Here is a 13887-nt window from a genome sequence, read left to right as displayed (position 1 = left end):
CGGACCGCTGACGCATCTTACTCTTGCGTCAGCGGTCCGCCGCCCGGCCATTATTCATTATACACTATTCATTATTCATTAAAACTCGTCCTGCTCTTGCTCAACGGCGTTTTCTTCGAGCTGGTAACGAGCGCTGGTGATAGCTGGGCTTGAGAAGTCGGTACGTTTCTGTTTACAACGTACCAGTTTGTCCTTCATCACGTCGACTACCTGATCCACAGCGGCTTCAAAGGATTTATTGCGTTCTGTAACAAAGAGTTCTTTTCCTGGGATGTTGAGCCGAACCTCAACGATTTTGTCTTTCACTTTGGTCGTTTCGGCCCCATCAAGTTTTAAAAATACCTCCGCACTCACTATGCGGTCGTGGAAGGTGTCGAGCTTGTTAAGTTTCTTCTGAATGAAGTCCAGAAGTGTCTGATCGGCCGTGAAGCGCACGGCGTGAGTTTGTACTCGCATACTGTCCAAGCGGTTATAAAGTGAAACATATACCAATGGACTACCTAAGTTTGCCAAAATGCCTATACGAGTCAACCCCAACGTCGAAATATCCAAACGTGTTTCACGGGTAATCTGAGCAAATGGCGCTTCAGGTAAGTGAGTGTGCTAATATGCCACTGCGTGGAACAGTCGGTAAATGAAGATTCTTTATATTATCTAACTACCGCCCTGTCAGAAACGGAAAGGTGCCCATTTGGGCACAAAAAAGCCCAATTAGCCATGTAGACCAATTGGGCAAATCAGGTAGCGCTGTTCCTTACAGATCAGCTATAGACTTATTGATTTCGTCTTTCGTTTTACCGGTCTTCTGCTGAATCCGGCCCCACATTTCATCTTCTTTGCCGTCGGCGTACGTCAGATCGTCGTCGGTCAGGTCGGCGTAGGCCTGTTTGATTTTCCCTTTCATTTCGTTCCAGGCGCCTTTCAATGTTGTCTCGTTCATAATGTTGAATGGATTTGTGTGTAAATAAGACAGACCCACGTTGAGTCATGGTAATAGAACTAGGACAAGAAAAAATTGTTTGTGCGATTGATTTATGCGCGCAAAAGCCTGTAGCGAATGTATTTATTCCCAGATAATTAACTGGTCCTGGTTGTACCAAGGTTGTAGTTGGGCATCGTAACGCGCTTCGATGATATTGCGCTTAATCTTCATGGTGGGCGTCATCATGTTGTTGTCGACCGTCCAGGCATCGCGCACCACTACCACCTTGCGCACGCGTTCGTAGGCATGGAGCGTCGGATTGAGGGCGTTGATGGTATCTTCCAGGCTGCGCTCGACCAAAATACGTTCGGCGTGTTTTCCCATTTCGGAGAGTACAACCAGCGCCATCGGTTGCGGTAACTGTTGCCCGGCCACACAAATCTGCTCGACGTAATTGTTGTCGGCAAAACCAAACTCGATCTGCGACGGCGCTACGTACTCGCCTTTGGCCGTTTTGTACATCTCCTTCACGCGCCCCGTAATGGTCAGGTACCCATCCTCATCCAACGTACCTACGTCGCCCGTGGCCAGCCAGCCATCCTGCAAGACCTCGCGGGTCAGCTCCGGATTTTTGTAATAGCCGCGCATTAGCCAGGCCGAGCGGGTCAGGATTTCGCCTGTGTGCGGGGCAATGGCTACTTCCATACCGGGGTAGTGTTTGCCCACCGTACCGTCGCGCATGTCGTCGAGGGGCATCATCGACACGGCCCCGAGGTTTTCGGTCATGCCGTAGGCTTCCTGAATGCGGATGCCCAACCGCCGAAACCACTGAATGAGCGACTTGGGCATGGGGGCGGCCCCCGTCAGGATGAGCACGGCCTTGTTGAGCCCCAGCCCCTGCCGAATCTTCTTCTTGACGAAACCCGATAGAATTGGGATACTGAGCAGTCGGTCGAGTTTTGCCTGCGGCATTTTGGCTAATATGCCCTGCTGAAACTTGGTCCAGATGCGCGGTACGGCCAGAAAATGGGTGGGTTTGGCTGCCGCCAGGTTCTTGGCAAAGGTGTCGAGCGATTCGGCAAAATAGACCGTGCCGCCCGTCGCCAGGCTCGTGGCCTGCACAATGTTGCGTTCGGCAATGTGACAAAGCGGCAGGTACGAAAAGAACCGGGCGTTGGGCGTGTCGTGTTTGAGCAGAACGCGGGTGTCGAACAGCGCCTCGGATACGGCCCGGTGGTCGATCATGACGCCCTTAGGCACGCCCGTTGTTCCCGACGTATAAATGATGGTAAACAGATCGTCGGGCTGGGGGCGGGCAATAGCGGTCATGGGTTCGTAATGCGCCATAACTTCATCCCAGGCCATTAGCTCACTACGATCTGCGGTGTCGGTGACGAGGCCGTAAGTGGGAAAGCCCACGAGCGTGACGCCCTCGGGAACGCCTGTTTTCATCCCTGTCCAGTTATCCAGCTTGCCCACAAACAGCACGGGGCACCCACTATGCGCCAGCACCTGATGGAGCTGATCGGCGGTGAGGGTAGGGTAGAAGGGCACCGAGATGTGCCCACTCAGCAGAATGGCGAGATCGGCGATGAGCCAGTGCGCGCAGTTTTTGGAGACCAGTCCGATGTTGCTGCCCGGTGGCAGGCCCAGCGCATTCAGGTACGTGGCCATCCGGCGAGCCTGTTGGCCGACGTCAGCCCAGGTATAGTCGATGAAGCCGTCACCCACGGGCTGCCGCAGGTACGTTTGCGTTGGTTTTTCGTGCTCCCAGCGAAGGAAAAGATCGATCAGGGAGGCATAGGGGGCTGACGAAGTGGGTGAGGCGTTCATCGATATAGTCAGTTGGTAGTGCTTTTAAGTGCAATTTAATGTCGGAAAAAGCATATCAAACAAGTCGAAACAAAATCTTACTCAGCCGGTTAGGAAATGATTATCGTAAACGCCCGGCGCATCGTCTGGCGGCAACAAGTACTCAACGACATGGCAACGACAACGACGAAAAAAGCTGATGATAAGTCGGCGAAACGTAAAACCAGTGGCGACCACAAAACCCACGCCACGACGAAAGCAACGACAACCAAGACCAAAGCGTCTAAGAAAGCCGATAACTACACCGACCCTGAGCTGCGCGAGAAGCTGAAAGCTGACATCAAGGCCGGCGAAAAAGGGGGTAAAGCAGGGCAATGGAGCGCCCGGAAGGCTCAACTGCTGGCTCATGAATATGAGAAAGCGGGCGGAGGCTACAAAGACGACCACAAAACGGAAGCGCAGCAACACCTCGACAAATGGACGGACGAAGACTGGCAAACGGCCGATGGCAAACCCGCTGAACGCGAGGGCGGCACCACGCGGTACCTGCCCAAAGAGGCCTGGGACAAGCTGTCGCCTGCGGAAAAGAAAGCCACCAACGCCAAGAAAGTAGCCGGTTCGAAAACCGGCAAACAGAACGTACCCAACACCGCAAAGGCAAAAAAAGCCCGGACCGGCAACGCGGATTAAGGCGATGAATTGGCATTTGTTTGCCTAGTAAGTAGCCAGATATAGGATTTGCGTGTCTAAATTGGGAGCCGCTAACTGCCGACCCTTTATGCACGTTTATCGCTTCTGGCTACTTCTGTTCTGTCTGATAACGCCCGCGCTGCTGTTGGCTCAGCCGCACAAAACGGTAAAGAAACGATCGACTCACCTGTCTGAGCAGTTCGACGTACTGGCCGACAATGATACCGTGCGCGATGGTACGTACGAGAAGCGAAGTATGCATAATCGCAAACTGCTCGAAACGGGTCAATACAAAGCCAACAAACGCGTAGGCGTCTGGACCTTCTACGGTTCCGATGAACAGCCCGAACTAATCTACGACTACGACGCCCGGCAAGTGAAAAGCAACACGCGCATCCCGTCGGCCTCGTCGGTGGCGCAGGTGCAGGAAGGCGACAGCATAGTGACGATGGTGCTCGACAACGGGCCGGTGTATCTGGCGAGTTCACCGCAGATATACGGTATCATCGCACGCACCGTTCGGTTGCCCATTAACCTGCAACGGGCTGGTGTGAACTTTCTGTCATTCAAGGTGTTGGCAACGGTATCCATTAGCGGAGCGCGCTACCGAGTTATCGCGTCGAACCAGGATAAAGAGTTTCTCAAAAGTTGCCGGGAGGCAGTCGATCTGGCGCTTAAAGACGTCGACTGGGCGCCCGCCCGTTACCGCGATCAGCCTGTCACGGCAACGTACCTGTTCGAGGAGGTCGTCCTGCAAGGATACGTCGTCGCCCAACCCCGTTAAGTGTTGCTATTACATCCGCACCATTAGCCGGGTCGTCATTTCGTTTTTCCAGGCGACAAAATCACCCGCTGCGATGTGCGCGCGGGCCTGCCGAACGAGCCAGAGGTAAAACGTCAGGTTTTGCAGGGAGGCAATTTGCCCGCCTAGCAGTTCGTCGGCTTTGAAGAGGTGGCGCAGGTAGGCTTTGCTATAAAACGTGCTCGCGTAACCACCCAGCGTGGCGTCGATCGGGCTGAAATCGCGGCTCCACTTCTCGTTTTTGATGTTGATGATGCCTTCCGTGGTAAACAGCAGCCCATGCCGGGCGTTGCGGGTGGGCATCACGCAGTCGAACATATCCACGCCTAGGGCAATGGCTTCGAGGATGTTGGCGGGCGTACCTACGCCCATCAGGTAACGAGGCTTATCGCGCGGCAGAATCGCGTTCACCAGATCGATGGTCTTGTACATCTCCTCGGCGGGCTCGCCCACCGCCAGACCACCGATGGCGTTGCCGGTCCGTTCTTTACTGGCGATCGTCTCGGCCGACTGCCGCCGCAGGTCTGGGTACGTGCTGCCCTGCACAATCGGGAACAGGTATTGCTGGTAGCCATAATGCCCTTCGGTTTCGTCGAACCGGCGGATGCAGCGGTCGAGCCAGCGGTGGGTCATGTCCATCGAGGCTTTGGCGTAGGCGTAATCGCAGGGGTAGGGCGTGCATTCATCGAAGGCCATCATGATGTCGGCCCCGATTGTGCGCTGAATGTCCATGACCCCTTCCGGCGTGAAGGTGTGCTTCGAGCCGTCGATGTGCGATTTGAACGTGACGCCCTCTTCCTTGATCTTCCGCGTATTCGACAGCGAATACACCTGATATCCGCCCGAATCGGTCAGGATGGGGCGTTGCCAGCCGTTGAAGCCGTGTAGCCCGCCCGCCTGCCGCAGCACGTCGAGGCCGGGGCGCAGGTAGAGGTGGTAGGTATTGCCGAGGATGATATGGGCGTTGATGTCGGTTTCGAGTTCGCGCTGATGCACCGCCTTCACCGTTCCCGCCGTACCGACGGGCATAAAAATGGGCGTTTGAATGGCCCCATGATCCGTCGTCAACGTACCTGTGCGGGCCTGCGACTGCGGATCATTGTGTTCAATCGTAAAGGTCATAATGGTAATGGCGCCATCCTTTGCCTGGTCTGCTGCCGGACGCGGCGATTCTCGGAGCGTCATTTTTTTGCGGATAATCTGTTGCTGACGCTCGCGAGACGCAAAGGGTTGCGTCTCTACAAAGGTACGTCGCTATCTTTACAGACCGTTTCTCCTCGTACTCATTTGATAACACCGCTACGGTTCTTGTGATTCTCATTCTACTGGCAGGCTGGCTCGTTGTGCTGGCTGTTCAGGTTGGTTGCCTGCTGTTTTTGTTTGCCCGAACGGCCTTTCGGCCTGTGCCTGATCTTGCGCCGCCAACGGCTCCCACAACGGGCGTAACCATCGTGGTTTGCGCCCATAATGAGCACGATAACCTGCTCGAACTGCTCCCGTTGCTGACGTCGCAGGACTACCCACTCTACGAAGTGCTGGTGATGGACGACCGCTCGACCGACCTCTCCGACGTGCTGCTCGACGAGATGGTGACGCTGCTGCCCAACCTGCGCTTCATCCGGATCGACGTGGAAGCGGCGCACGTGACGCCCAAAAAATACGCGCTGACCATCGCGCTGAAGAAGGCAACGTACCCCGTGGTGCTGCTGACCGACGCCGACTGCCGCCCCGCCTCCGACCAATGGCTGGCGGGTATGGTGGCCCCCCTTCAGAACAAGGAAACGGAGATCGTGCTGGGCATATCGCCCTACGAACGGGCACCGGGTCTGCTCAATTTCCTGATCCGGTCCGAAACGCTCTTTACCGCTGTGCAATACGTATCGCTGGCGCTGGCGGGACGGGCCTACATGGGTGTGGGCCGCAACCTGCTCTATCGCCGCGACGTCTTTTTCCGGCATAAAGGCTTTTACAGCCACATGCGCGTGTGGGGCGGCGACGACGATCTGTTTGTGAACGAAGCGGCCACGGCGCAGAACGTGGCCGTGAGCCTGCACCCCGACACGTTTACGACCTCGGCGCCGAAACGTACCTGGGCCGACTGGAAGCGGCAGAAACAGCGCCACCTGAACGTGGGACGGCATTACAAGAACGGCGACAAAGCCGTGCTGGGCCTCATCACGGCCTCGCACGTACTGACCTGGCTACTGGGGCTGGGCGTGGCTGGGTACGTGCTGTATCTGGCCGCTACGGGACAGCGAGACGCCCTGCTCAGTCCGATGCTGTTGGCGGCTACGGGCCTGTTTGTGCTGCGTTTTGGTTTATTTTGGGGGCTAATCGGCCGCATCAGCCATCGACTGGGCGCCATGGTGTCCTGGTACGCCATCCCCGCCACCGACCTGCTGCTGGCCATCTATTATTGCTTATCAACCGCCCGTATGGCCCTGACCTTCCGTCGGAAACAAACGGGTTGGTAGTATAGAATGTATAATGCACGATGTACAATGGCTCCGCTCCCGGACTCTGTCCATTATACATTGTGCATCGTGCATTGTACATTATCCATCATCCATGGAACAACTCCTTTCTTATTTCCCCAACCTCACGGATGAGCAGCGGGCGCAGTTTGCGGCGCTGGACGGGCTCTATCGGGACTGGAACGCCAAAATCAATGTGATTTCGCGGCAGGACATCGACGCGCTCTACGAAAAACACGTACTGCATTCGCTGGGTATCGCCAAAGTGATCTCGTTTAAGCCCGGTACCGAAATCCTCGACGTAGGCACGGGCGGCGGCTTTCCGGGTATTCCGCTCGCGATTCTGTTCCCGATGGCCAAGTTTCACCTGGTCGACAGCATCGGTAAGAAGATCACCGTGGTGAAGGAGGTGGCCGGGGCGCTTGGCCTCACCAACGTGCGGGCCGAGCAGGCGCGCGTGGAGCACCTGAGCGACACCTACGATTTTGTGGTAAGCCGGGCCGTCACGCGTCTACAGCCGTTTATGGGCTGGGTACGTTACAAGATCATCAAGCGCGGCAACAACGACTTGCCCAACGGTGTTTTATACCTGAAGGGCGGCGACCTTGCCGAGGAAATTGCCGAAATCCCCGAAAAAACGAAGATTTATAACCTCTCCGACTATTTTGCCGGCGAGTTTTTCGAAACCAAGAAAGTGCTACACGTTAAAAAATAGGTTGTCTGTCTAGTGTCTTCAGTCTTCTGTTCACTGTCTTCTGTTGGCTGACGCAGACGTACTCCGGCGTCAGCCAACAGAAGACAGTGAACAGAAGACTGAAGACACTAGACAGACAACTGAAAGACAATTATGAACGAACGATTCTCCAGCAGCAGCTTTAAAGATCCGATCCGGCGTGATGTGATCGAATTCAACGATAAGGGCGTCACCTTCAGCGTGAAGAAGCTCATCGGCGGCACCGACAACTTCGTGTTCTACTCCGACATCTCGGGTGTCGAAATCGATAACGGTCTGTTCTTCGCCACCATCCGCGTGATTCCCCGCGCCCGGCCCGAGATCATCATCAACAACTTTACCAAGGGCGATGCCCGGCGCGTGAAGGAGCTGATCCTGCAACAGGTACCTAATCACCGCCCCGACGCCTTCGGTGGCCCGACGACCGTTGGCCCGCGGTAAAAATTTTTGTCATTGATCGGGGTGCATTAGTGATTGGTTGTCACTGAGTTCCGACGACCGAACCACCGATACGGGCCGATCAATGACATTTTTTTAGCCTCAGCACTTGCGCAGGGTCGTTTTACGCCCTACTTTTGCACCACGATTTCACCGCAACGGTAAGTCGTCCGGCACATTCCCGAATAGCTCAGCCGGTTAGAGCATCTGACTGTTAATCAGAGGGTCGCTGGTTCGAGCCCAGCTTCGGGAGCAAAACCCCCAAATCAATTTGATTTGGGGGTTTTTTTGTTACATTGTAAAAAGAATATGTCTGAACAATCATACCTGTATTAGCTAAACGATTACTATGTTAAACTATGACTTCCTAAACTTATCACCACTTGAGTTCGAAAGTCTTTCTAGGGATTTGCTTCAGTGTCAGTTGCAAATAATGCTAGAGAGTTTTACAAGTGGGAAAGACGGTGGCATTGATCTAAGGTACATATCAGATGGTAAAAGCTTGATTGTACAGTGTAAGAGATACAATAACTATAGTTCATTATATTCTGATTTAAAAAAAGAGGTTTTAAAACTTAGGAAGTTAAACCCTAATCGCTATATATTAGTGACTTCGTCGGGATTAACTCCGTTTCAAAAAAAAGAAATACTAGATTTGTTTGGTTCGTTTATAAAAATAGAATCGGATATATTAGGAAAAGATGAAGTAAATAACTTGTTGGGGAAATATCCTAGTATCGAGAAAAAGTATTATAAGCTGTGGCTTACCAGTATAAATATAATGGACAAAATACTTAATTCTAGAGTTTATAATGGATCAGAATTTGCTCTGCAAGAAATTCAAAATAAAGTCAAGTTGTATATCCAAAATGAAGGAGTAAATCAATGTATAGAAAAGATCAATTCCAATAGATATGTGATAATATCTGGTCTGCCCGGAGTTGGAAAGACTGCCTTAGCGAATTATTTAGCAGTGTATTATCTAGGAATGGACTACCAAGAATTCGTGTATATATCTTCAAACATACAAGATGGGGTTATGATGTATAAACCTGATGTGAAACAAGTATTTTTTTTTCGATGATTTTTTGGGTACGAACTTTTTAGAAATTGGTTTTAATAAAAATGAGGATAATGAAATAGTTAGGTTTATAAAATTAATATCTTCTTCTAATGATAAAATATTAATTTTAACAACTAGAGAGTATATTTTATCTCAAGCCAAAGATAAGTCTGAAATATTAAATTATTCAGATATTGATTTTTCGAAATGTATAATTGATTTGGGTTCTTATACGAACCTGATTAAGGCAGAAATATTATACAGTCATTTGTACTACTCAAAAGTGCCTGAAAAATATATTAACGCGATAGTGAATACAGGTTTTTATAATTTTATAATTTATCATAATAACTACAACCCCCGAATTATAGAATATTTTACAAGCAAAAGTGTTTGGAGAGGAATAGATACAAATGATTTTCTTGAAAAAATTAAGGATTTTTTAAATAATCCCACTAAGGTTTGGGAGCATGCTTTCCTAAATAAAATATCAGTAATATCACAATACTTACTGATTAATTTGTTGCCCTTTTATAAAGGTATACTAATTGATGACTTGAAAGAAGTGCTATATAGTTTTTTTTCTGTCACATCATCAAAATACAATAATTTATGTTTTGATAGTATTCATTTTATGAAATCTATATCGGAGCTTGAAGGTAGTTTCATAACTACATCCTCTGATAATCGTGGAAGAACTATTGTAAAGTTTAAAAATCCATCCATATTTGACTTTTTAGTTATATATGTTGATACACATTTGAAAGATGTTATAGATGATATGATGAAATCATCAATATTTTTAAATCAACTTATTGATATTTCTGTTTTAAATTCAAATAAAATAAATTTAGTTGAGGTTGGTGATATGAGTTTTATTGCGAAATTGTTTAATAAGATAGTTTTGGATTTTAATAAAATGTCGATTTTAGACATAAATATTATGGTGTTTCAATCGAGAATTATTATTTCAAACAAGCATTATAATAGTATAGATGATAAACTTGTATTTTTGATCGAAAAATTTAATGTAAGTGCGAATTGTGATATGTATAATTTTATAGTTAAGAAATTTCAGGAGGTAGCTGAATTTGGATCTATTGACGGTAGGGATATTTCAAGATATGTGAGTTTGCTTAACTTGGTTAAAAGTAAGGTGCACTTTAATGTATTAGAAACTGTCAGTCGTATAGTAGATAATATCAAGACTATTGAAGACATTGAAGCGCTACTTGTTTTCTCAACACTATATGTGGATGAATTTTCAGTATATCTGAAAACGGACAATAATTTAGAATTTATGATTCAAGACGTTATTAGTTCTAGAGTTGAAAACAGTGATAGTATGTTTCTTTCCGATCTCATAGATATAGCAGATAGATTCCGAAGCGCTTTTGATTTGAATCTTGGCTATACAATAGATAGAATTCATTCACGTTTAGAGGAAGAGATGTATAGTAATATGCGAGACGCGCATGATAGTAATGAAGACTATATTGATGAAGATGATCGACATGAAATGCCTTACAGAAATGAGGAGACATTGGGTCGTAGTATTAACTTAATTGAAGATATTTTTGATTCTTTAAAAATACATTCTGGTACGAAAGATGATTGATCTGATTGCGTTAACTTGCGAATAAGTCTGTAATAAAGGCTAGCTGAATTATTAATGCTCTTTGATAACTTGATTAATTATGGTACTGAGCCAATATACAGACCTATTTACATGGCAACATTTTGCTATCTATTCTGTTTTCTTTGCCTCAAATGCGCTTTCTGACATCCTTGACAACAGAAGGTAGTGTCTATACGTCTAGCTTCAAAACTTTTTTTACAGAACACACAGTGTTTCATGTAGAACATACCTCGTTGCTCTTCTTTCCAGTGACCAATGTCACGATTATAATGACTTGTTACTTTGTTTTTTTGTGCTGATTCATAACTGTAATTTCTGAGCCCGTTTTTACCTTCTTTTAGTTTGCTATTTTGTTTCATGCTTATTGTACGCGTTAAGGATGGGTAAAACCTTTGTTAAACCTTCGTAAAACCTTGTCAATGGTGCCTGAAATGCTACCCTAAATGGTGCCTTATATGGTACTCATTATAGTCTTTGCAGGCTGGATAATATACTGAGCAGTCACTAGCCGCTATGCTTTCTGTTTGCAGATGCCCTAAGGCACGTTTTCCTGACGTATCGTTGTCGAAAAAGACGTTTACCTGTCGATAGGTGGTAAGTGTAGGTACTACCTCTTGAAGAAAGGAAAGCGAGTTCAAAACGATAGTTGGGTTTCTAAGCCGTATTGTTTTGAATTGCTGACAGCAAGAGAGTAGATCAAAAAAAACCTCAAACACGTTTAGCGTATCGCTATTTTGCCCGCTAAGGCTCGAAAACCATTTTGGGGATGTTGAACTTTGAAATGTTCACTTCGTAGCTTATAACCCCCCTTATCGTTTTTAAAGCTTAAGGCAAAATAATGTTTGCTCTTAACCTCATAATGCACTTCAGCTAGGTAGTGGCTCGCACAGGGAAGATGATACAACGACTTTGTAAGTAGGCCAGTAAAACCCGATTGCGGATAGGTTGAGTGCATACAATACAAAGCTTGCTCTCTGTTTGAGAAGTTGAGCCGTTAAAGAAAAGGACGCGTTTCCTTGGTCCCTCGCTCTTTAGCGACAGAGCAGGCTTATACGTACCTGGCTAGCTGATCGGGTGCCGCTCAACTACCCTTACCCCATATCTACACCCACCGCTGACCGGTACATGCACGTCGTGCCAACGGCCGGTTTTGTCGTCCCAATGAATGGGCTTGTCCTCTTTATTTGAGGTTGCTTGCGCGTCCCGTCAACTTAGACCTACTAATAGGTAAAAGACGAACACGTATAGCAGATGACTATCCTACAAGAACCGTATATCAGTGCCGGACGAATTAGCGACCACTGCCTTGAACTGGTGGGCAATACGCCCATGGTGCGGCTGGGCGAAGGCAGTATACCCAACGCCAACGCCTACGTTAAGCTGGAAGCGTATAACCCCACGGGGTCAGTAAAGGACCGTGCGGCCCACTATATCCTGCGTAACCTGCTGGCGATGGGCACTATCGACGCCGATACCGAAATCGTCGAATCGTCGTCGGGCAACTACGCCGTGGCGCTGGCGGCCTACTGCCAGTATTATGGGCTGCGGTTTCGCTGCGTGATCGACCCCAACATTACGCCTTATAACCTGCGGATGGTGGAGGAATTCGGCGCGGTGATCGACATGGTCTCTACGCCCAACACGGTCGGCGGCTACCTGAAGGCCCGCCTGTCGCGTATTCACGCGCTGATGGCCGAGCCGCAGAAACGCTACTGGATCAACCAGTACGCCAACCCGCTCAACGCCCAGGCCTACTACGAAACGCTGGGGAACGAAATCGGTAATCAGCTACCCTCGCTCGATTATGCCTTCGTAGGGGTCAGTTCGGGTGGTACCATCACGGGCCTGTCGCGCAAGCTGAAAGAGACGTACCCAGCCATTCGCATCATCGCAGTCGATACGGTCGGGTCGGTAGTGTTTGGCTCACCCCCCAAAGGGCGCTACATCCCCGGTATCGGGTCGAGTCAGCGCCCGGCTATTCTCGATCAGGCTTATATCGATGATGTCGTCTGGATCGACGAAGCCACCGCCGCCCAGGCGTGCCATGCCCTGCTCAAAGACCATTTCCTGTTTACCGGCGGCTCGTCGGGGACGGTCTACGCGGCCATGAAGTACTATTTCGGTCGGCAGCCCCATAGCCTGTCGTCCCCGACAGCCCTGGCCATTTTCGCCGATAGCGGCAGCAAGTACCTCGACACCGTGTATAACCCGGCCTGGTGCCGCGACAAACTGGGCCTGGCTTAATTCCATCATGATCACTTACATCAACCAGTACGATATACTGTCGGCACCGCTGTCGTGGCCGGCCTACACGGGTGTTATCCGGCAGGCGCTGGGCTGCATCAGCCAGAACGACTACGCCCAGCCGCTCAAACCCTACCTACGCTACGGCGACCCTCAGAACCGGATTATCAGCATGCCGGCTTATGTGGGCGGCGGCATTCACCGGGCGGGTATTAAATGGATCGCCAGCTTTCCCGGCAATCACAAACGGCAATTGCCCCGCGCTAGCAGCGTCGTGATTCTGAACGACGCCGATACGGGCCAACCGGTAGCCATCATCAATACGGCGCTGTTGAGTGTGCTGCGTACCGCCGCCGTCAGCGGCTTGTTTGTGCAGGCGGTAGCCCCTTTGTTTGGGTCGCGGCCGCTGCGGGTGGGTATCACTGGCTGGGGGCCCATCGGGCAATATCATTACAAAATGTGCCAGGCGTTGCTGGGCGAGCAAGCGACATCGGTGCGCGTCTACGACACTAACCCTGAACTGATGGCGCAGGCCCGCGACGCCGGTATCGACACGGCCGACTCCTGGGCCGAGGTCTACGACGAGGCCGACCTGTTTATGGCCTGCACCGTAGCAAAGGAGCCCTATATCACCCACGCGCCCAAAAACGGCTCGGTGCATCTCAACGTATCCCTGCGCGATTATGCCCCGGTTACCATTCCTTTCTTCAACCAGCATGTGGTCGTCGACGACTGGGACGAGGTCTGCCGCGAAAACACCTTCGTGGAGCGGGCTTACCTGAGCGGGCAGCTTCAGCCGGAGCAGGCTCATTCGCTGGCTGATGTGGTGTTTAGCAAGGCCATTACACAACTGCCCATCGAAGGCGCGCTGCACTTCAACCCGATGGGCATGGCCGTGTTCGACATCGCTCTCGGCAACTACATACTGGAGCAGATGACCACCGATGGAAAGGGGGTTCGGCTGGCGGCCTGATTACGCTACGATAGGATAAGATTTAGGATTTGACGATAGAAAATGGCTAGAAAACATGATGCATAGTATAGAACTACCGGAAACACTGAGCGCAAAA

The 13887-nt window shown here is 50.0% G+C and carries 15 protein-coding genes and 1 tRNA gene; 10 read left to right on the top strand and 6 right to left on the bottom strand.

The features are described 5' to 3' along the window. Window positions 1–78: 78 nt before the first annotated feature. The 3 genes from ACAW74_RS28505 to ACAW74_RS28495 all read right to left on the bottom strand — a co-directional run bounded on the left by ACAW74_RS28505 (window position 79) and on the right by ACAW74_RS28495 (window position 2755). The gene (locus ACAW74_RS28505) at window positions 79–456 is read right to left on the bottom strand and encodes an HPF/RaiA family ribosome-associated protein (RefSeq protein WP_370701619.1); all 378 of its coding nucleotides are present in this window, start codon (window positions 454–456) and stop codon (window positions 79–81) included. A gap of 298 nt (window positions 457–754) precedes the next feature. Then, window positions 755–940 carry a CsbD family protein gene (locus tag ACAW74_RS28500; protein ID WP_015333537.1) on the bottom strand — a complete coding sequence of 62 codons (186 nt, stop codon included), beginning with the start codon at window positions 938–940 and terminating at the stop codon, window positions 755–757. A gap of 123 nt (window positions 941–1063) precedes the next feature. Further along, window positions 1064–2755 (bottom strand): AMP-binding protein, encoded by a 1692-nt coding sequence (locus ACAW74_RS28495; RefSeq protein WP_370701618.1) that lies wholly within the window; start codon window positions 2753–2755, stop codon window positions 1064–1066. A gap of 96 nt (window positions 2756–2851) precedes the next feature. Here ACAW74_RS28495 and ACAW74_RS28490 point away from each other — a divergent pair, with 96 nt between their 5' ends. Further along, window positions 2852–3424 carry a hypothetical protein gene (locus ACAW74_RS28490; protein ID WP_370701617.1) on the top strand — a complete coding sequence of 191 codons (573 nt, stop codon included), beginning with the start codon at window positions 2852–2854 and terminating at the stop codon, window positions 3422–3424. An 88-nt stretch (window positions 3425–3512) separates the two neighbouring features. Then, window positions 3513–4208 (top strand): hypothetical protein, encoded by a 696-nt coding sequence (locus ACAW74_RS28485; protein ID WP_370701616.1) that lies wholly within the window; start codon window positions 3513–3515, stop codon window positions 4206–4208. Window positions 4209–4217: 9 nt separating this feature from the next. On the opposite strand, the gene tgt is transcribed toward ACAW74_RS28485, so the two are convergent. Further along, entirely contained in the window at window positions 4218–5348 is a 1131-nt protein-coding gene (gene tgt, locus ACAW74_RS28480; protein WP_370701620.1) for a tRNA guanosine(34) transglycosylase Tgt, read from the bottom strand. A gap of 188 nt (window positions 5349–5536) precedes the next feature. On the opposite strand from tgt, the gene ACAW74_RS28475 reads away from it, so the two are divergent. The 6 genes from ACAW74_RS28475 (at window position 5537) to ACAW74_RS28450 (ending at window position 10552) form a co-directional block, all read left to right on the top strand. After that, window positions 5537–6700 (top strand): glycosyltransferase, encoded by a 1164-nt coding sequence (locus tag ACAW74_RS28475; RefSeq protein WP_370701615.1) that lies wholly within the window; start codon window positions 5537–5539, stop codon window positions 6698–6700. 94 nt (window positions 6701–6794) lie between these two features. After that, window positions 6795–7415: a 16S rRNA (guanine(527)-N(7))-methyltransferase RsmG gene (gene rsmG, locus ACAW74_RS28470; RefSeq protein WP_370701614.1), complete on the top strand. Its 621-nt coding sequence runs from the start codon at window positions 6795–6797 to the stop codon at window positions 7413–7415. Between the two features lie 132 nt (window positions 7416–7547). Further along, window positions 7548–7874 (top strand): hypothetical protein, encoded by a 327-nt coding sequence (locus ACAW74_RS28465; protein ID WP_370701613.1) that lies wholly within the window; start codon window positions 7548–7550, stop codon window positions 7872–7874. Window positions 7875–8050: 176 nt separating this feature from the next. Beyond that, window positions 8051–8124, top strand: a tRNA-Asn gene (locus tag ACAW74_RS28460). A 96-nt stretch (window positions 8125–8220) separates the two neighbouring features. Next, window positions 8221–8955 carry an nSTAND3 domain-containing NTPase gene (locus ACAW74_RS28455; protein ID WP_370701612.1) on the top strand — a complete coding sequence of 245 codons (735 nt, stop codon included), beginning with the start codon at window positions 8221–8223 and terminating at the stop codon, window positions 8953–8955. Between the two features lie 4 nt (window positions 8956–8959). Continuing rightward, the gene (locus tag ACAW74_RS28450; RefSeq protein ID WP_370701611.1) at window positions 8960–10552 is read left to right on the top strand and encodes an nSTAND3 domain-containing NTPase; all 1593 of its coding nucleotides are present in this window, start codon (window positions 8960–8962) and stop codon (window positions 10550–10552) included. A 455-nt stretch (window positions 10553–11007) separates the two neighbouring features. Here the strand turns inward: ACAW74_RS28450 and ACAW74_RS28445 are convergent, their stop codons facing one another. Further along, window positions 11008–11289, bottom strand: coding sequence for a toprim domain-containing protein (locus tag ACAW74_RS28445; protein WP_370701610.1), 282 nt, complete (start codon window positions 11287–11289; stop codon window positions 11008–11010). A gap of 2 nt (window positions 11290–11291) precedes the next feature. Next, window positions 11292–11528 carry a DUF8464 domain-containing protein gene (locus ACAW74_RS28715; RefSeq protein WP_502918619.1) on the bottom strand — a complete coding sequence of 79 codons (237 nt, stop codon included), beginning with the start codon at window positions 11526–11528 and terminating at the stop codon, window positions 11292–11294. A gap of 296 nt (window positions 11529–11824) precedes the next feature. On the opposite strand from ACAW74_RS28715, the gene sbnA reads away from it, so the two are divergent. Together sbnA and ACAW74_RS28435 are read left to right on the top strand one after the other, a co-directional pair. Beyond that, window positions 11825–12817, top strand: coding sequence for a 2,3-diaminopropionate biosynthesis protein SbnA (gene sbnA, locus ACAW74_RS28440; protein ID WP_370701609.1), 993 nt, complete (start codon window positions 11825–11827; stop codon window positions 12815–12817). A gap of 7 nt (window positions 12818–12824) precedes the next feature. Continuing rightward, window positions 12825–13790, top strand: coding sequence for a 2,3-diaminopropionate biosynthesis protein SbnB (locus tag ACAW74_RS28435; protein WP_370701608.1), 966 nt, complete (start codon window positions 12825–12827; stop codon window positions 13788–13790). Window positions 13791–13887: the final 97 nt, after the last annotated feature.

Origin of the sequence: Fibrella musci (assembly GCF_041321105.1) — a bacterium.
Taxonomy (GTDB): Bacteria; Bacteroidota; Bacteroidia; order Cytophagales; family Spirosomataceae; genus Fibrella; species Fibrella musci.
Note: the sequence above shows the minus strand (reverse complement) of the source record. Positions and strands in the feature narration are given on the sequence as shown.